The sequence below is a fragment of the Paenibacillus sp. M-152 genome (assembly GCF_003856555.1).
Lineage (GTDB): Bacteria > Bacillota > Bacilli > Paenibacillales > Paenibacillaceae > Paenibacillus > Paenibacillus polymyxa_C.
In genome coordinates this window covers 4,733,673-4,750,881 of record NZ_CP034141.1, presented here as the reverse complement: position 1 = coordinate 4,750,881, position 17,209 = coordinate 4,733,673, and the positions used below count along the sequence as shown (strand labels likewise).

19 protein-coding genes are annotated in these 17,209 nt (G+C 45.6%); 11 read left to right on the top strand and 8 right to left on the bottom strand.

The window, feature by feature from the left end:
- Window positions 1-158: 158 nt before the first annotated feature.
- Complete coding sequence (locus EGM68_RS20775) at window positions 159-518, top strand: HesB/IscA family protein (RefSeq protein ID WP_013372906.1); 360 nt, start codon at window positions 159-161, stop codon at window positions 516-518.
- A gap of 194 nt (window positions 519-712) precedes the next feature.
- A complete protein-coding gene (locus tag EGM68_RS20770; protein ID WP_025674131.1) occupies window positions 713-1,480 on the top strand; it encodes an S-layer homology domain-containing protein in 768 nt (255 codons plus the stop codon).
- A gap of 154 nt (window positions 1,481-1,634) precedes the next feature.
- Here the strand turns inward: EGM68_RS20770 and EGM68_RS20765 are convergent, their stop codons facing one another.
- Both EGM68_RS20765 and EGM68_RS20760 read right to left on the bottom strand, forming a co-directional pair.
- Window positions 1,635-2,000: a nuclear transport factor 2 family protein gene (locus tag EGM68_RS20765; protein WP_013372904.1), complete on the bottom strand. Its 366-nt coding sequence runs from the start codon at window positions 1,998-2,000 to the stop codon at window positions 1,635-1,637.
- Window positions 2,001-2,082: 82 nt separating this feature from the next.
- Window positions 2,083-2,961: a LysR family transcriptional regulator gene (locus EGM68_RS20760; protein ID WP_013372903.1), complete on the bottom strand. Its 879-nt coding sequence runs from the start codon at window positions 2,959-2,961 to the stop codon at window positions 2,083-2,085.
- A gap of 146 nt (window positions 2,962-3,107) precedes the next feature.
- On the opposite strand from EGM68_RS20760, the gene EGM68_RS20755 reads away from it, so the two are divergent.
- The 5 genes from EGM68_RS20755 (at window position 3,108) to EGM68_RS20735 (ending at window position 6,088) form a co-directional block, all read left to right on the top strand.
- The gene (locus EGM68_RS20755) at window positions 3,108-4,037 is read left to right on the top strand and encodes a DMT family transporter (RefSeq protein WP_129549941.1); all 930 of its coding nucleotides are present in this window, start codon (window positions 3,108-3,110) and stop codon (window positions 4,035-4,037) included.
- Between the two features lie 85 nt (window positions 4,038-4,122).
- Window positions 4,123-4,737, top strand: coding sequence for a hypothetical protein (locus tag EGM68_RS20750; protein ID WP_129549940.1), 615 nt, complete (start codon window positions 4,123-4,125; stop codon window positions 4,735-4,737).
- An 81-nt stretch (window positions 4,738-4,818) separates the two neighbouring features.
- Entirely contained in the window at window positions 4,819-5,145 is a 327-nt protein-coding gene (locus EGM68_RS20745) for a hypothetical protein (RefSeq protein WP_013372900.1), read from the top strand.
- Window positions 5,146-5,163: 18 nt separating this feature from the next.
- Window positions 5,164-5,454 carry a hypothetical protein gene (locus tag EGM68_RS20740; protein ID WP_013372899.1) on the top strand — a complete coding sequence of 97 codons (291 nt, stop codon included), beginning with the start codon at window positions 5,164-5,166 and terminating at the stop codon, window positions 5,452-5,454.
- A 313-nt stretch (window positions 5,455-5,767) separates the two neighbouring features.
- On the top strand, window positions 5,768-6,088 hold the full coding sequence (locus tag EGM68_RS20735; RefSeq protein WP_013372898.1) for a hypothetical protein: 321 nt from the start codon (window positions 5,768-5,770) through the stop codon (window positions 6,086-6,088).
- A gap of 161 nt (window positions 6,089-6,249) precedes the next feature.
- Here the strand turns inward: EGM68_RS20735 and EGM68_RS20730 are convergent, their stop codons facing one another.
- The 3 genes from EGM68_RS20730 to EGM68_RS20720 form a co-directional block, all read right to left on the bottom strand.
- Window positions 6,250-7,107 (bottom strand): 1,4-dihydroxy-6-naphtoate synthase, encoded by an 858-nt coding sequence (locus EGM68_RS20730; RefSeq protein WP_129549939.1) that lies wholly within the window; start codon window positions 7,105-7,107, stop codon window positions 6,250-6,252.
- Window positions 7,108-7,767 (bottom strand): futalosine hydrolase, encoded by a 660-nt coding sequence (locus EGM68_RS20725; protein ID WP_129550357.1) that lies wholly within the window; start codon window positions 7,765-7,767, stop codon window positions 7,108-7,110.
- Window positions 7,768-7,970: 203 nt separating this feature from the next.
- Complete coding sequence (locus EGM68_RS20720; protein WP_025674119.1) at window positions 7,971-8,216, bottom strand: hypothetical protein; 246 nt, start codon at window positions 8,214-8,216, stop codon at window positions 7,971-7,973.
- A gap of 297 nt (window positions 8,217-8,513) precedes the next feature.
- On the opposite strand from EGM68_RS20720, the gene ppk1 reads away from it, so the two are divergent.
- Window positions 8,514-10,622, top strand: a complete 2,109-nt coding sequence (gene ppk1, locus EGM68_RS20715; protein WP_129549938.1) for a polyphosphate kinase 1 — start codon at window positions 8,514-8,516, stop codon at window positions 10,620-10,622.
- On the opposite strand, the gene EGM68_RS20710 is transcribed toward ppk1, so the two are convergent.
- Complete coding sequence (locus EGM68_RS20710; protein ID WP_129549937.1) at window positions 10,582-12,117, bottom strand: Ppx/GppA phosphatase family protein; 1,536 nt, start codon at window positions 12,115-12,117, stop codon at window positions 10,582-10,584. The two genes, ppk1 and EGM68_RS20710, sit on opposite strands and share 41 nt — an antisense overlap.
- 220 nt (window positions 12,118-12,337) lie before the next feature.
- On the opposite strand from EGM68_RS20710, the gene EGM68_RS20705 reads away from it, so the two are divergent.
- Both EGM68_RS20705 and sda read left to right on the top strand, forming a co-directional pair.
- Window positions 12,338-12,994, top strand: coding sequence for a YheC/YheD family protein (locus EGM68_RS20705; RefSeq protein ID WP_129549936.1), 657 nt, complete (start codon window positions 12,338-12,340; stop codon window positions 12,992-12,994).
- 282 nt (window positions 12,995-13,276) lie between these two features.
- Window positions 13,277-13,420 carry a sporulation histidine kinase inhibitor Sda gene (sda, locus tag EGM68_RS20700; RefSeq protein WP_007431918.1) on the top strand — a complete coding sequence of 48 codons (144 nt, stop codon included), beginning with the start codon at window positions 13,277-13,279 and terminating at the stop codon, window positions 13,418-13,420.
- 159 nt (window positions 13,421-13,579) lie between these two features.
- Here sda and EGM68_RS20695 read toward each other — a convergent pair whose 3' ends face one another.
- Window positions 13,580-14,584: an NAD(P)/FAD-dependent oxidoreductase gene (locus EGM68_RS20695; RefSeq protein ID WP_013372889.1), complete on the bottom strand. Its 1,005-nt coding sequence runs from the start codon at window positions 14,582-14,584 to the stop codon at window positions 13,580-13,582.
- A 236-nt stretch (window positions 14,585-14,820) separates the two neighbouring features.
- Between EGM68_RS20695 and EGM68_RS20690 the strand changes: the two genes are divergently transcribed.
- Window positions 14,821-16,011, top strand: coding sequence for an NAD(P)/FAD-dependent oxidoreductase (locus tag EGM68_RS20690; protein ID WP_058711979.1), 1,191 nt, complete (start codon window positions 14,821-14,823; stop codon window positions 16,009-16,011).
- A 119-nt stretch (window positions 16,012-16,130) separates the two neighbouring features.
- Here the strand turns inward: EGM68_RS20690 and hemQ are convergent, their stop codons facing one another.
- Window positions 16,131-16,910 (bottom strand): hydrogen peroxide-dependent heme synthase, encoded by a 780-nt coding sequence (gene hemQ, locus EGM68_RS20685; RefSeq protein WP_013372883.1) that lies wholly within the window; start codon window positions 16,908-16,910, stop codon window positions 16,131-16,133.
- Between the last annotated feature and the right edge of the window lie 299 nt (window positions 16,911-17,209).

The following is a 17,209-nucleotide window of genomic DNA, read 5'->3' as shown; positions in this document are numbered from 1 at the left end:
CTTCACCTATTATAAACCTCACACCACTGGTGTTCAATACAAACGAGTAGAAAAAGAGGTGTTTAAGCCTGTAACGGAAGGACATTCCATGACTTGAGCACCTGCAAATAAGAGAGTATACTGAAGGGGAGAATGAAGTAAAAGAGGAGGATGGAGCTATGATTAACATCACCGATTCCGCTGCTGAACGCCTGAAAGAAATGCTGGAGCAGCAGGAAACGCCGAATATGTTTTTACGTCTGGGTGTTACGCCAGGTGGTTGTACCGGATTTTCGTACGCCATGGGCTTTGACGACAACGAGACGGATCAAGATATATATATGAATGTACAGGATATGAAAGTAGTCGTGGAAAAGGATAGTATCCGCTATCTGGACGGTCTGGAAATCGACTTTGAAGAGTCCGGTATGTCCGGCGGCTTTACAATTCATAATCCAAATGCTGTGGCTACGTGTGGGTGCGGTTCAAGCTTCCGTACAGCTACAGATGCAGGGAAACCAAACGAAGAGCCTTGTTAATTTTTCGAATGGTGGTCTGAATTATTCCTAAAGATACACGTTTAGGTTACGGATAACGGCCTTTGTAACGAATTTTACTCGTTGCGAAGGTCGTTTTTGTGTTTAGGTTCATCTTTTGCATAGGAAATACCGATATAACATTGAGTCTGGAGAACTATTTTCTACGTAAATTTACCTGAAGGAAGTGGAACAAGATGTTGAAAAAGAAATGGCTGATTACCCCTGTGGTTGCGGTGGCACTGTTGTTCAGTCAATCCGCAATGGCGGCAGTTACGTTTCCTGATGTGAATGGTACAAAATATGAATGGGCTGCCGAATCCATTCATTCGATGGTCGACAAAGGTGTTGTCAGCGGCTATACGGATGGGACCTTCAAGCCAGGCAAAACCATAACAAAAGCAGAATTTGTACATATGTTTCATAAACTTTTTCCAGAAGTCAATTATTCAGCGGGTAAATCTTCAGAGTTTGTAGATGCACGCAAGCACTGGGCGAATCAAGATTTTGCAGCTATATTCAACGGGGATTATGTGTGGCCGTTTGCTGAAAGTGTAGGGGGCAAATATCCAAACTATCAATTCTATGTAAATCCTGACAAACCGCTGACCCGTTGGGATATGATGATGATTGCTTCTGTTCGAACGGATTATACCAATCAGACGCTTCATCCTGAGATTGCCGAAGTAATTTCCTCAGCTGCACAGTACAACGATATGAAAGTTCGTCAGGCAAATTACAATGACAAATTCTCAGCCTACTATCCGGTACTGTACATCGACACAACGGGAGAAGAGTACTCCTATGATGGAGATTTCCAGGATCAAAAGGCAGAAGCATTCTACACCCTTACCAAGATGGGCGTCCTTACCGCTGACAATGGATACCTTCGCCCAAAGGCACAGGTCACACGTGCTGAAGCTGTTACCCTTTTACAGCGTTTGTATGATGCTACAACCAAGTGACTTAACAAGACTGTAAAAATGAAGAGCGCTATCCCTAAAATGGTTAGTGCTCTTGTGCTTACACCGTGCCATTGATTTAATTACGAAGATTCTTGCCGTAGCTGCTCACCTGTCTTAGTCAGATTTAGCATCCATGGCGGATTCGCGACTAATCTTATTTTACCGTGCTACAATGCCCTGAGATGATCTTCAACGCACCATCTATATTGTGCCAAACGCGTGTATAGCACATTTCATCTTCAATGGGATCATTGCCTACCGTTCCTCGTAAAGAAACGCGGGTCACCGTAACGACAGTATCATCCAGCGGAATTACTGATTGATTAAGAACTTGAATATCCGTAAAATGTAAAACACCCGAACGGTGGGCTTCCAGATCTGCTTCTTTGTTTATTACTTGTCCAAAGTGATTCACAAATATAAGATCGTCATGAATTAGCTCGTTCAAGATCTGCACATCACTGGCCAGCATCGCCTTACGCAGTTTTTCCTCGTATTCGATGATTTGATTATTCTGCATATGAATAGACACCTCTTATAATAATGTTTCAAGTCATATTTAGGAAATATTATACACCTACCGAAATCCCGTGACCAATGCTCTATTGCTTCAAATCCGTAAACAGCTCCTGCGCGGTTCGCACAAATAACTGTACAGCAAGTGAAGCATTGTGTAGAGAGGGGATAGCGATACCAATTTGACGCGTGATCAGAGGCGTGGTTTCCTTGACGGTCAGATCATGGGGGAACGTAGATAAGGCGAGTGAAGAGACAATGCCCATACCTAGTCCTTGTCGGACCATGCTGACCAGCGTGCTGATATTGTGAGTAATAAATTGTGCTTGCAACTGACTTTGTTCGCGTTCAAACCCCTCCATAATGGCGACTTCATGTCCACCTTTACAAAAGATCATCTCCTGTTGATTCAAGTCTCGGATGGCGATTTTGTCGTGCGATTGAAAAGGATGACCGTCAGGCAAGAGAATAATCATGTCATCCTGACATAAAGGAATTACATCTACCTCAGGGTCTGGCAACAAGATGATTCCCGCTTCAATTTCTCTGGTATGCACCCACTCCTTGACCTCATTGGTAGAGCCTTCATGTAAATCGAAAACAAGGTTCGGATAGTGCTGACGGATATGATGAATAATGGGGGGCAGAAAATAGGCTGAGGCAGAAGGAAAGGCACCAATCGTGATTGTACCTACGTCCAAGCCTTTTTCAGCGGCCACCTGCTGCTGTACTTTTTCCATGCTTTGCAGCACCATGCGGAATTGCAGCAGCACCTTTTGTCCGATTTCTGTCAGGAGCACGCCTCTTTTTCGATCGCGCAGCAATAGCTGGACATCAAGCTCGTTCTCGATACTAGCGATGGCATGGCTGACCGCAGGTTGCGTCATATGCAGCTCATGGGCAGTTTGAGTAAAGTTTAGTGTTTCAGCTACGCGAACAAAGATCATAATCTGAGTTATAGTCATAAGTGAAAAGTTATCTCCCTTATTGAAAACATTCATTTTATTTATTAGTGACCACAGTATAAGCTAGTAAAGCAAAACTTTGCAAACGGCTATTCAGATTTTAGTCGTAAGCAATGCGCAATGAAATTTTAAGGAGAGAGACATCTATGAAAAAATTAACGCCTAAAGCTACGTTGTGGCTTGTCTTGATATTAGTGATGGTATGGGGGATCAACTGGCCGTTGACCAAGCTGGCTTTGCCAGATACGCCGCCGATATTTTTTTCGGGAATCCGCACGCTGCTGGGTGGTGTGATTCTGCTGTTGTTCGCTATGCGTAACCGGAAAACCTTACGACTTAGACAAAATGCGTGGACTTATCTTGTGCTGGCTATATTTAATATTGCAGGCTACTATGGCTTGCAGACGGTAGGGCTGCGTTATCTGCCTGCTGGGTTGTTCTCCACTTTAGTATTCCTTCAGCCGATCTTGTTGGGATTATTCTCCTGGTTGTGGTTAGGAGAGTGTATGTTTCCCCTGAAAGTCATTGGACTGGTACTGGGTTTTGGCGGAGTAATCGTGATTAGCTCAGGTGGAATGGCAGGTCATTTGTCTGTGCTGGGCATTGTGTTGGGGCTAGCCTCAGGACTGTGCTGGGCGCTCGGAACGATTTATATGAAGAAAAAAAGCAAACAACTGGACTCCATTTGGGCGGTGACGATGCAACTCATTCTGGGAGGGGTCCTACTCAACGGGATTGGGTTTACGACCGAGAAATGGGGCGATATCCACTGGACAGCCTCCTTTATCGCGATTCTATTGTTTATTTCGATATTCGTGATTGCGATGGGCTGGCTGATTTATTTTAAACTGATCGACAACGGAGATGCGGGAACCGTCGGCTCATATACGTTTATGATTCCGGTACTGTCCACGGTCTTTAGTATGGTCATGCTCAGAGAATCCCTCACTTTGACATTTGTAGTAGGGTTGGTGCTGATTGCAGGTAGTGTATATCTGGTAAATACAGCTTCTCCTGGGAAAAGAGCGAATCAAAGCTCGAAAGCTGATAAAACGAATTCCTGTACAAATGCTTAGAAAATATAGAATTAGGAAAAATATACTAGAATATCAGAGGGGAGAATAGTAAAATGTGACTATATAAATAGAGAGGAAGTTTGGTATGGGAGAGTTAAGCGGTCATACTCAGACTATGGAGTCGCAACCACAGTCTATTCGTAAGCTGGCAGTTGTGGCAACGGTCATTTCAGGAGTAGCTGTACTAGGCTGTATAGCCTTGGCGGTATGGAACTATAATCTGAATACAAAGGTCAATTCTTTAACTATAGCGAATGCATCGCTAAAACAGACAACGCAAGTCTTAACCAAGCAACAAAATGATACAGAGGCGCTACTGGGAAAAGTTAAATTAGCAGCCAACCTGTCATCCATAACGCATCTGTTAGAGCAGACATCTGTCGTTACTGATGATTTTGTATTGGAAAAAGTGACTTTTAATGTGGCAGAGGATGGCAAGTTGAAGGGTGTGCTACTGAATGTGAACAACCAACCTAATCTCGGTTTTGGCGGTGCTTATCAAGGTTATGGCAAATATAATATGTCTTCTGCTGCATTGACGAAGAAGGCAGAGGAAGTCATCAACATAGCTATGAAAGAGTACAATACATCTGACAAGCTTCCGGTATGGGATAAGAATACGAAGGTGGAAATGACGGTTCAAAATTATCCGCTTGGTAAGCGGGAAGGCGGCATTTTTAAGCTCACTGGTCAGCAATAGGAAGGAACTTAACGTTAATCCGATGCTGGGCATTACAGATCTTTGCCTTATGGAATGTAAATTGAGCGGGGGAGCTAAGAAATGGACAGATACACACCTACAGCGAGGGAACGCTGGCAGATGAAACAGAGTGAGCCGCAGCCGCAAGGCTGGGTGCTCGCTCTATTTGGCTGGATTTTTTCTGGTTTGGGGTTCGTATTTAGTTTTTTTGTCATTGGAGGCTTACTTGGGCTTATCGGCCTTGTTTTCGGAATTTTGACTAGAAAGATGGAACAAAGAAACACGCAGGGCATCCTGATTATCGTCATCAGCTCCGTCGCCATTGGCATTGGCCTGTTGATTTTTATGATTTTTTTCGCGCAAGGTTTTGTAGAAGGTCTGAGAGAAGGTTATAATGAGCATTATTAGGTCAGGGAGGTAACACCATTGAGCGTCATTGTTTCACAGCAAATCTCGGCAACGGGTGTGAAGGAATATACGAAGGTGACCAAAACATTTGATTCCCCTTTTACACCTTTAGTTGGACAGAAAATCAGGGATACGGCATTTGGCGATATGCAATATTATGATGTCGAGGACGTATTTATTGATCTAGCGGAGAATGAGTACTGGGTAATTCTACCTGCCATTTTGCTGCATACAGATGATATTGAGGATATACGAGATGCTGTGCGTGAGTATCGTTCACACGGTTGGGAATGTACGAAACCTCTATAAATGCATACTGCTTAAGCATCAACGTGGAGACGTCTTTCTTTTGCCAGATAGGCGTTTTCTTGTGTATTTGTGTATAAACTATTCCTAATGATTGGCATGAAAAGAAAGAAATTATGCTGAAAATGCGCAAAATGTATCATTTTTTATCATAAAACGACAAGTTGGGAAATGAAAACGGACTTAATGTGTTATACTTAGTATATCAAAGGACAAGAGTCTAAAACGACCGGTAAGGCCCTTTCTTTGAAGAGCCTCTGAAGGGTTCAACGTTTATCCAAAATAAATGGTCAAAAGGAAAAGGGGAAATGCTAACGTGAGAGTGAATTTGAAATTTACGAACAAAGGGCAAGTTGCAGTTGAGAAGTTCAACAATGAGGAGCTTATCGAAATCTTTAGCCGCTACATTAAAACGTTATGCAAGAAGTATGATATCTCGGTTACGGTACCTGAGGATCTGAATGAGCAGATTTTGGAAGAGGGCACCGTAAAGGTCGTGTTGGATAAGATTAATTGTGACATGGACGCTTTTTTCAAGGAGCTGAGTCGGGATATCAAGGTGCCGCTGGTCAAACGATTGGGTACCAAACTGGATAACGTGTTTAAGACCGAGGTCGTGGAGCAAGAACAGAGCTAAGAATAAGGATCAAGCGAGATCTCATGAAGATTTGCATCATGAATTGAAATCATAAAACCTCCCGAATGGGGCGCATGGCTAGGCAATGTGCTCGTTCGGGAGGTTTTATATGTTTAAGCTGCTTTATTCAGGAGATAACATGCATGGCATGTCTGCGCCTTTTAACGTGTTGTTGTGGACGTAAGGCGCAGTTTGGCTAAATCAAACGAAGGCACCAGCCCTTCCTGTGCGGCGCGACCGAGCAAGGCTTCGATGGCGGCATAACCGCTATCGCCCAGATTAGCGGTAAAATCGTTCACATACAGGTCAATATGCGATTGGGCAACATCGGGTGATAGCTCTTGCGCATGAGACAATACATATTCACGCGAAGCTTCGGGATGTTTCCAAGCATATTCGACAGAGGCACGTATCCAGTTGGTGATCGCATCCAGATCCAGCGTACGACGGGCAATAATAGCTCCGAGAGGGATTGGCAGTCCTGTATCTTCTTCCCACCAGTTCCCCAGATCAACTTGCTTGCTAAGTCCATAGGACGGATATGTGAAGCGTGCTTCATGAATCACCAATCCAGCATCTATATGTCCGTCACGGACAGCAGGCATAATTTGGTCGAACGGCATCACGACAATCTCGCCGACACCCCCAGGCACATGCTTGGCCGCCCATAGGCGGAACAGCAGATAAGCAGTGGAGCGTTCACTTGGAACAGCTACACGCTTGCCGGACAGGGCTTCCGGACCTTCGACGGTGGAACCTTCCTTAGTCAGCACGAGCGGCCCACAACCCCGGCCCAGTGCGCCGCCACAAGGCAACAGGGCGTATTCATCCAGCACCCAAGGAAGTGCAGCGTACGAAATTTTCATGATATCAAGTCCATCTGGTGTGATCGCCAGATTGTTGGTGATGTCGATATCGGCGAATGTAATGTCCAGCGCGGGTGCGCCCGGAATTAATCCATGAGCCAAGGCATGGAAGACAAAAGTGTCGTTAGGACAAGGTGAAAAAGCAATTTGCATCTATATAACCTCCGTTAATGTAGAAAATGCGGCTTCCAACGCTTGCAAAGCCTCTTTGATTCGCCAGGCTGCACGGTCACGTGGACCAACAGCATTGGAAATCGTGCGAATCTCCATCATCGGCAGCTCGAACCTGTTGGCCGCCACGGCAACGCCGTAACCTTCCATCGCTTCGGCAGCAGCTCCGGGAATGCGTTTGGCTAGGCGTTCCGCTGTTACCGCCGTGCCGGTGGCCGTCGAGACGGTCAGGATCGGTCCGGCGACGACCGTCTGGCCAGCATCACGCAGCACCTGAACGAATCGCTGCGTGGTGGCAGCGTTCACGGCAATGCGGCTGGAGCCAAAACCCAGCTCGTCCACGCTGCTGAAACCCTCTGCCGTCTCTGCCCCCAGGTCGGCGGCAATAATCGCGTCAGCAACGACGACGCTCTCCAGTGCAGCGACCTCCACGAAGCCACCCCCAATTCCGGCGCTAATGACTAGACGGTAATCGCCTGTAGCTAGTGCCAGCGCGGTTGAAGCCGCTGCGGACGGAGCGCCTACACCAGCCAGTTCGACCACAAAGCGAGTGTCGCCTTTCAGGCCGCGCAGCACAGCCTCCCGTTCGCCTTCAACCGCGGTCATGACCAGGATGCGCCCATCTGATGTTGTATGCTCCATGGGTTGATTCCCCTTTAAATTTAGGTAATATGCTTTCTTATCATACTGCTTTTCCAAACGATGTTCAAAAAAAAGTCGACAAAAAAAGCGCTCTATGGCGCTTTTTCGGAGAAACCTGCAAGGTTCAATAGATATGAAAATTGGTAGTTTAAACATATAACCATTCTAATCTGGAAGAACAGCGCAGACATAGCATATAATAATTATATCGGCTGATCCTTCGTGATTAGCTGAAACATTGTGATATTGCGGTCATAATGGCTTGGGGTCCCATTCTGATTGCGCACCCGAATCATCTCGCTGCTGAACAATTCGATATAACCACAGCCTATCTCACAGTACACGCCTGCAGGGTCTTCTTGCCAGACCGAAACGAGGTGTTGAGACAGCGCCGCGGTAAAAAATTCGATGTTTTTTTGCAGTACACGTGGCGTTTTCTTGGGTTCCATAACGTAAATCCTCCCTATATCATGCCATTTGAAAATCAGCAATTGAACGTGGCTACTAAGTGGCTATTAGACATCATAATGAACTTAAACAACTGAAAAAGGTATTCTACTCTATGAAACAGACGTAAACACTGTACCGCTTAATGCTATTTTTGTAAAGCATCCGTTTGACCTTTTCGACATCCATTATGTGTTTACACACATTTTACATTGCGTTTACACTTCTGTGATGCTAGTGCGTTTCATCTAATAGTACAATAAAGGGTAACTATACTGCATGAAATTGATGGAGGCCATATGTTGATAGAGAGTCAGAAGAAGGATAAAGCCGGGTCAGAACGTTACTTTAACCGAGATTTAAGCTGGATTGAATTTAATCGCCGTGTGCTCCAGGAGGCTCAAGATGCAGATACACCGTTGCTGGAGAGAGCCAAATTCTTAGCAATTGTGTCCAGTAATTTGGATGAGTTTATGGCTGTTCGTGTTGCAGAGACGCGCGAGAAGATCAAGGCTGGTTTTATGCAAAAGGATTTTACGGGATATACCCCCTCCGGTTTGTACAAGCGGCTGATCAAGCGTACCGTCTCGATGGTATCCGAGCAATATCGAACCTATCGTGATATTTCTCGCCTATTGACGAAAAAAGGTCTTTTGCTACTTGAATATAATGACTTAAATACGACACAGCGCAAGTCGCTGGATGCATATTTTCATGAAATTATATTTCCGGTGCTCACACCGATGGCGGTCGATCAGAGCCGTCCTTTTCCACTAGTTCACAATAAATACGTATATTTAGCAGTTGTCTTGAAACGTCCGGGAGATACGGAGGAGGATAAGCCGCTTTTTGCCATTGTGCAGGTGCCTTCCAATATTCCGCGTGTTGTTTCGGTGCCGTTACGTTCCAATAGCAAGAAGAAATCATTTATTTTAATTGAGGAACTGATTAAGCATCATATACAAACGCTGTTCTCCGGATATATACCCGAGGCGGTTCATGCCTTTCGGGTTACGCGTAACTCTGATTTGTCCATTAATGAAGAAGAGATCGAAGATTTGCTCGAAGAGATTGAAAAAGAGCTGCGTCGAAGACGGCGGGGAGCACCGGTCAGACTGGAAGTGGAGAAAGGGATTAACCCGTTTGCTCTGATGGAGCTTCAACGCGAATTCAAGCTGTTCGATCATGTATTTGAGATCGACGGGCCGTTAGATCTGACGTTTTTATCGTCTTTTGCCGATCATTTGGAGGGGTATTCGCATCTGAAGTTTCCGGCAATCAAACCATTGTATCCGGAAGAACTGCCTCCGCAAGAGGATATCTTTAACGTACTTCGCAAACGGGACGTGCTCGTGTACCATCCGTATGAATCATTCGATGCGGTAACTGATTTTATCATTGAGGCATCAGAGGACCCGGATGTAATGGCCATTAAGATGACCCTGTATCGTGTCAATGGAGAATCGAAGCTCATTCCGGCTCTGGCACGTGCAGCCGAATCGGGTAAGCAGGTGACGGTAGTGGTCGAGCTGAAGGCACGTTTTGACGAAGAACGTAATATTGCTTGGGCGCGTACGCTTGAAAAAGCTGGCTGTCATGTAGTCTACGGGTTGGTCGGCTTGAAGACGCACGCCAAAATTATTCTAATAGTACGCCATGAACGTAATGTGCTCAAACGATACGTGCATGTGGGAACTGGTAACTACAATGAAAGCACAGCTCGTGTATATACGGATATCGGGTTATTCACTGCGGATCCGGTGCTGGGTGAGGATGCCTCTGAGCTGTTTAATGAAATCACGGGTTTCTCGGCGCTCAAGACTCCGCAAGCTTTCACCGTAGCCCCGACGGGAATGAAAAATAAGCTGTTTGAGCTGATCCGCAGGGAAGCGGAGCACGCACTTGCAGGCAAGCCAGCGCGTATTATTGCCAAAATTAATTCTTTATCCAATCAGGAAATGATTGATGAACTATATGCGGCTTCTCAAGCAGGTGTAAAGATTGATTTAATCATTCGAGGGGTCTGCTGTTTACGCCCTGGCGTGGAGGGCTTTAGCGAGAACATTCGGGTTATCAGCATTGTCGACCGTTTCTTGGAGCATTCCAGACTGTTCTACTTTGAAAATGCAGATCATTCGGAGCTATTCTTGTCCAGCGCCGATTGGATGACTCGCAATCTGACTCGCCGGATTGAGCTGATGTGCCCGATTTATGACGACCGAATCAAAGAAATGCTGGTGGATATTTTACGTTTATCCTTGAAAGATAATGTAAAGGCGCGCCAGCTTTTACCTAATGGTAGCTATCAATTTGTAGCAAGAAACAACGAAGAGGCTCCCATTAGGAGCCAATTCGAAGCGATGAAGGTTAAAAACTGGAAGAAGGAAGAATGGACCACGACAACGTAAGATTCCAGGCCTTTTGAAAATCTTTTGCGACAGCCACCAGATCTCGTTGTTCCAGAATCGGTTCACTCCTGCTTTCCAGACGAATATGCAGCGCATCGTCTCCTGTCGTGGGATGGATGCTGGTGATGATGCCGGATTCGCTACGATCCATGCCGATTGCTAGCTGGAGCAGCGAGCCGAGCCGATGTACACGTTCTTCGTCGGAAGGCTCCAAAATATCTGCATGTGTACGCAGCAAGCGGGGGGTCCGATTTTTGGGGTGGTAATCAGCGATCAGCGCGGCTAGCACCGTTTCCCGGTGAGATAAACCGCCAATGCCTGCGTGCAAGATCCAGAACACGGAATGCTGGCGGAAATGATAGTAATTCAAGGCTGCGCCTGTTTTGTAAAGAGTTGCTGCAGTTAGTAACAAGCGTTTGTCCATAGCGATTGAGGTTCCCTCAGCTAAAGTGTCATAGAGCCGGACGGCGTACTCGTTAACCCGCTTGACATGCGCTTCGCTAACCGGGACAGCAAACGACAGGATATTGCGAATCGACGTGATGAGCGGGTTAGCCACCACAGGTTGCTCAGCGTTGACTAGCTCATGAAACAGGCCGTCTCGCAGACCCGCTCCACTGACCAAATACGCGGAGCCTTGAGCAGCTTCAAAGATCGTTTTCAATATAATGAGCCCCGGTACGATAATGTCGGCTCTGTCTTTGGACAGGCCGGCTGTTTTTTTGCGTTTTTCATAGGGCAGATGAGGCAGACTACTATAGAAATAATCGACATCTTCTATTGTCATTTCGTAATGGTGTGTCACAGGAAGCGAGTAATCCCGACGTTTCTGATTGATTTTAGCCAAAGTACGGAGAGTTCCACCCAACCCGATAAACGGCAGACCCGGATTGGAGAAGATCCAATCATGGTTTTGCAGTGAAGAACGGACAAAGCTCTCCATTTCCTCAATCTGTCCAGGAGACCATTCGCCATTCTTGACCTCACGTCCAAAGCGCCAATTCATATTGACTGCGCCAAAGGGAAATGAAACTGTATGCAGTCGTGTCCGATCACGGAACAGCGTAATTTCGGTACTGCCGCCCCCGATGTCAATAATAATTCCGTCACTCACATTCATTGTATTCACTACGCCCAGAAAACCGGCATAGCCCTCTTGCTCCCCGCTCAGTATTTCCAATGTTAGATCTGTCTCTTCCGCAATCCATTGAACGATTTCGTCCGAATTCGCCGCATTGCGGATGGCCGCTGTTGCTGCTGCACGCATTCGGACAACCCCGTGCATACGGCACACTTCCATAAATTGGCGTAACAATGGAGCGATGCTGCGTATTGCTTCTCGTTCCATACGACCGTTGGCCCCAACCTTTTCGCTCAGCCGAGCAGCTTCTTTGCATTCCTGCACAATTCGATAAGCTCCTGTCTCTGTCATTTCATAGATCACGAGACGTATAGAGTTTGAGCCAATGTCCATGATGCCAATTTTGCTATTCATGAGTTGACCTCCTTGTTGAAAGAAACCATTTGCCAGCAAATTCAACTGCTCCGTTCTAAATGGTATTCAGATTATTGTCATTGTACCAGTGTTGTCCGGTGCATGCTACCGTTCACCATGATCTTGTCGAAATAGACACATGATCCTGACAAACATCCAAGAATAGCACACCCCTATTGAGTATGTATAAGTATACCTGACGGCGAAAGGAGAGAATTAGATGAGACAACTTGCAAGCAAATGGCTAAAGACGAAGGCCCTCCTCCATCATCCACATACCGCCGTTTATATACCGGAAACCTGTCTATATAGTGAAGAACAATTGCGCATGATGCTGCGGCGGCATGCTTTTGTATTTATAAAACCCGTAAAAGGAGGCGGAGGGGTCGGAGTCATGCGCGTGACAAAGGAGGGGAGGGGCTATACCTGTACGCGTATGGAACAAACACATCGGTTTAGCCATTTTAGTGCGCTTGTAGTCGGAATCGATAAGCTCCGAATCCAACGTCCGTATCTCATTCAGCAAGGTATTCAACTAGCAAGTATCCAAGGTAGACCTGTTGACTATCGAGTCAAAGTCGTAAAGGAAGGGGGAAAATGGGAGTTTCGTGCAGTGGTGGCGCGTCATGCTCGTCCCGGACTGGTCATAACGAATCTGTGCAAAGGAGGAACTTTGTTGAAGGGAACAGAGGCACTTCGGATAATATATCCGCGACGGCTAGCTATACGAAAGCGGCGGGAGATCGTTGAACTTACACAGCACTGTATTCCTATACTCGAAAGGAGATTTCCCGGGATCGGACAACTGGGATTTGATTACGGGCTTGATTGGAATGGACGGATATGGATTTTAGAGGTAAACACAAGACCTCAATAAATTCATGTTTTTTTCAAAAAGTTACCATTATAATCTATTAACAAGATGCTAAATATAATATATTTGTATAAACATAAAAAAATTTTTTTTTGCGTTTAATCGCCAAAATTCTGTGTATAAATATTGTCCACATTATCCCCTGTCACATATAAGGGTTAACGACACTTACCAACAATTTATACACAGGATTTCCACAATTGACTGTGGATAACAGAACGCTTGTTCCGTTTTTGGTATTTTGATAGAATAGATTTTGAAATAAAAGGAAAGGTTGTGTCGAGGATGGCTATGCTGACGGATGAAATGCTTTTGGATTCCTATCAGATGGCAATCGAGCTTAAACTTGAATGTGACTTCATTGCACTGTTGCTGGCTGAAATTCACAAAAGAAATCTAGAGATGAATACAGCCGTAGTCCTTCATTAGACCGGACAAGCTCTCGTACTGCGACTGTAAAGTCATTCAGGGTTCGGATGACTTTACGGACAATCACTGCAACGAATAGGCACACCGTAAAAAAGGGTATTTCACTCCAGAGATTCAAACCTGGAGTAAAATACCCTTTTTTGTCATAGTCTAAATTAACTACATTTTCATGTTACTGCTGTGACCGGGAGACAACTTGGCGTCTGGATCTACATAGACCTTGGCGTTGTTGACTGCCGTAGGGGCTTCACCAAAGCCAACCGCGATCAGCTTGAGCTTGCCTGGATAGGTGGTGATGTCTCCTGCAGCGAAAATGCCAGGAATATTCGTCTCCTGACGAGAATCGACCACGATGGAGTTACTTTCGATTTCAATTCCCCATTCAGCAATCGGGCCAAGTGTGGATACAAATCCAAAGTTAACGATGACATCGTCCACTTCGATTTCCTGAGTTTCTTTGGTTTTTACATGAGCAAGAGTGACCTTCGTAATCGTATCTTCCCCATGCAATTCTGCAATTTCCGTTGGTGTAATAACGTTTACTTTGGAAGCGAGGAGGTTTTCGACACTGTGTTCATGCGCGCGGAATTTGTCACGGCGGTGAATCAATGTAACCTGTTCTGCAATCGGTTCCAGCATAAGGGCCCAGTCTACAGCAGAGTCACCACCGCCACTGATTAGCACCTTACGGCCTGCAAATTTGCTCAGGTCGCTGACAAAGTAATGCAGGTTCGTTTTTTCAAAACGATCGGCACCTGGAAGCTCCAGTCTGCGCGGCTCGAAAGCACCCACGCCAGCGGTAATGATAACCGCTTTACCATGATACTCGCCACCTTTGTCTGTTTTGACGATGAAGTGGCGTTCTTCTTTCTTCTCTAACGATACAACTTTCTCTTCTAGCTGCACCTCTGGATTAAAATGGTTCATTTGTTGAACCAAATTGTTGACCAGTTCCTGTGCAGTCACTTTAGGAAAGCCAGCAACGTCATAAATATATTTTTCAGGATAAAGGGCTGCAAGCTGGCCGCCCAGTTGGGGCATACTTTCAATTAAGGTGACGGATGCCTGACGCATTCCTCCGTAAAAAGCGGCGAAAATACCGGCTGGACCGCCTCCGATTATGATCAGATCGCGGATCTCCGCACCTGTGGATTGAGCTGTCACTCTAAAAACACCTCCGAAAGGGATAGTATGAATTGTAGATATTGAATCAGCCGCATAGAGGTTCAGATAGCCGCCGAACGTATGATTCACTGCTTATCATTATAAACTGCTGGGTTCCTCTTGCAAAGTTAAAGCGATTAATATTTGATGAAGACTTTCCTGTGAGTATAAATTAACCGTGTTGAGAGAAAAGTTGTGAATATTGAATGATTATGTATATCGGAAGGGGTAGAAGCATGAGCAGTATTCCCAAAATTGTCATTGTGGGCGCTGGATATGGCGGAATATTGACGGCTCAGCAATTGCAAAAGGAGCTCAAGCACAATGAGGCAACTGTCACGCTAATCAACCGTCATGATTACCACTATATTACGACTCATCTTCACATGCCTGCGGCAGGCACGGATACGATTGAGCATTCGAGGATTCCGATTGCGCAGCTCATCGATGAGTTCAAGGTGGATTTAGTCAAAGGAACAGTTAAGGAAATCATACCAACGGAGAAAAAAATCGTGCTGGAGGATGGCTCGCTATCCTACGATTATTTGGTTATCGGACTAGGTGGGGAGCCGGAAACATTCGGTATTCCAGGGATGGATCAATTCGCGCTGACGATTCGCAGTATTAACTCTGTGCGCCTGATTCGAGAGCATATTGAATATCAGTTGGCCCTATATAAAAATGATGGTAAACCAGGTCGCCTAAATTTCGTCGTAGGGGGCGCTGGTTTTAGTGGCATTGAGTTTGTAGCGGAGTTGGCGGATCGTCTGCCACAGCTGGCTAAAGCTTACGACATCGATTTTAATCGAATTCAAATCATTAACGTTGAGGCAGCTCCTACAGCATTACCAGGGTTTGATCCTGAACTGGTGGAGTATGCGATGGATGTCCTCAAACGTAAAGGGGTTAACTTCCGTATTGGAGTTCCGATTAAGGAATGCCTGCAGGATGGTGTAATCGTTGGTGAGGGTGAGAAAATTGAAGCCTGCACGGTCGTCTGGACGGGTGGGATCCGTGGGAACGGTTTGATCGAGAAAGCCGGATTCGAAGTGATGCGTGGAAGGGTGAAAGTCGACGATTTTCTGCGTGCACCGGGTCACGATGATATTTTCATTATCGGGGACAGTTCTCTGATGTTTAATCCCGAAGGCCGCCCTTATCCACCGACTGCCCAAATTGCAATGCAGCAAGGAGTGCTTTGTGCCAAGAATCTGGCCGCTACGCTCCGCAAAAAGGAGCTGCACAAGTTCGTATTCTCCAATAAGGGTACAGTTGCATCTCTTGGAAAGGGCGAAGCCGTCGCCGTAGTAGGTAAACGCAAAATCAAAGGCTGGGTGGCCGCACAGTTGAAAAAGATCGTAGATCTACGCTATCTGTTCATCATTGGCGGCATTCCACTGGTATTGAAAAAAGGGCGATTTTTCTAATCTCAGCCAAGTAGTCAAGATGCACCTAAAAACAATAAGAACAGAAAAAGGTTTCCACGACTCCTACCAGAGCCTGGAAACCTTTTTTCTATTGCTTTTTTTTTCTATATATTAGAGTCCTACAGCTTCAGCATGTCTTCAAATGTTTCTTCGTTCAACACGCTGCCGACATAGAAGGAACCAAATTCACCGTAACGGGCACTTACTTCATCAAAACGCATTTCATAAATTAGCTTCTTGAATTGAAGTGCGTCGTCGGAGAACAGGGTTACGCCCCATTCCCAATCATCGAAGCCGATGGAACCTGAGATGATTTGCTTTACTTTGCCAGCATAGCTGCGCCCAATTAAACCGTGGCTACGCATCAAGGTGCGACGTTCGTCCATCGAAAGCATGTACCAGTTGTCATCCAGATCACGTTTCTTGTTCATTGGATAGAAACAAATATAACGAGCCTTGTTTAATACAGGTTTCAGGCGTGCGACAATTTGTGGATTTTGCATTGGATCTTCTTCCTTGCTCAAATAATTACTCAGTTCGACCACACTTACATAAGAATAAGTTTTGGTCGTATATTTGGCGAAGGTTGTTTTGTTGAATTCATTTTCCAATTTATTGAGGTCTTCCAGCGTTTCACGCAGGTGCAGCATAACAAAATCAGCCTTTTGTCCGACTATAGTATAGACAGCCGAGCTGCCCAGGCCTGCTTCCTCGGTAACGCTCCATTCCTTCATAAACTCTTGAAGCTCGTCCAGTGCTCCCGCGCGCTCTTCATCGTCTGCGGTTTTCCAAGCCGTCCAGTTGATGGACCGGAAATCGTGAAGCGCATACCAGCCTTCCAGTGTGGAGGTTACTTCGTTGGGTGTTGCTGGGGTTTGTTGAGGTTGATGTTGATTCACGATCTACACTCCTTTACGATCTGTAAATGTAATCGGCTTAGCCGAAATATGTGTACTTCCGTATATCGTTCCTGTATCCAATACGTGATGTTTAACCATTATATTGTAGCTCAATTTGGAGCTTTTCACCAATGAAAGAAGTGTGAAGAATATTATTTTTCCATGATGCAGGTCACAAAAGTCATAAAATAGTTAGTATTCTCGAAAAAAGAAGAACTCGGACGAATACGGCTGCCAAAAAGGAGGACAATTGCCCTTATTTTGTTGGTCCCACCCGAGGGCAAGTATGATAGAATAGT

What these genes read in the sequence shown, in the direction of transcription:
- EGM68_RS20775 (WP_013372906.1), top strand. Translation starts at nt 159, where the DNA reads ATGATTAACATCACCGATTCCGCTGCTGAACGCCTGAAAGAAATGCTG.
- EGM68_RS20770 (WP_025674131.1), top strand. Translation starts at nt 713, where the DNA reads ATGTTGAAAAAGAAATGGCTGATTACCCCTGTGGTTGCGGTGGCACTG.
- EGM68_RS20765 (WP_013372904.1), bottom strand. Translation starts at nt 2,000, where the DNA reads ATGCAGAATAATCAAATCATCGAATACGAGGAAAAACTGCGTAAGGCG.
- EGM68_RS20760 (WP_013372903.1), bottom strand. Translation starts at nt 2,961, where the DNA reads ATGACTATAACTCAGATTATGATCTTTGTTCGCGTAGCTGAAACACTA.
- EGM68_RS20755 (WP_129549941.1), top strand. Translation starts at nt 3,108, where the DNA reads ATGAAAAAATTAACGCCTAAAGCTACGTTGTGGCTTGTCTTGATATTA.
- EGM68_RS20750 (WP_129549940.1), top strand. Translation starts at nt 4,123, where the DNA reads ATGGGAGAGTTAAGCGGTCATACTCAGACTATGGAGTCGCAACCACAG.
- EGM68_RS20745 (WP_013372900.1), top strand. Translation starts at nt 4,819, where the DNA reads ATGGACAGATACACACCTACAGCGAGGGAACGCTGGCAGATGAAACAG.
- EGM68_RS20730 (WP_129549939.1), bottom strand. Translation starts at nt 7,107, where the DNA reads ATGCAAATTGCTTTTTCACCTTGTCCTAACGACACTTTTGTCTTCCAT.
- EGM68_RS20725 (WP_129550357.1), bottom strand. Translation starts at nt 7,767, where the DNA reads ATGGAGCATACAACATCAGATGGGCGCATCCTGGTCATGACCGCGGTT.
- EGM68_RS20720 (WP_025674119.1), bottom strand. Translation starts at nt 8,216, where the DNA reads ATGGAACCCAAGAAAACGCCACGTGTACTGCAAAAAAACATCGAATTT.
- ppk1 (WP_129549938.1), top strand. Translation starts at nt 8,514, where the DNA reads ATGTTGATAGAGAGTCAGAAGAAGGATAAAGCCGGGTCAGAACGTTAC.
- EGM68_RS20710 (WP_129549937.1), bottom strand. Translation starts at nt 12,117, where the DNA reads ATGAATAGCAAAATTGGCATCATGGACATTGGCTCAAACTCTATACGT.
- EGM68_RS20705 (WP_129549936.1), top strand. Translation starts at nt 12,338, where the DNA reads ATGAGACAACTTGCAAGCAAATGGCTAAAGACGAAGGCCCTCCTCCAT.
- sda (WP_007431918.1), top strand. Translation starts at nt 13,277, where the DNA reads ATGGCTATGCTGACGGATGAAATGCTTTTGGATTCCTATCAGATGGCA.
- EGM68_RS20690 (WP_058711979.1), top strand. Translation starts at nt 14,821, where the DNA reads ATGAGCAGTATTCCCAAAATTGTCATTGTGGGCGCTGGATATGGCGGA.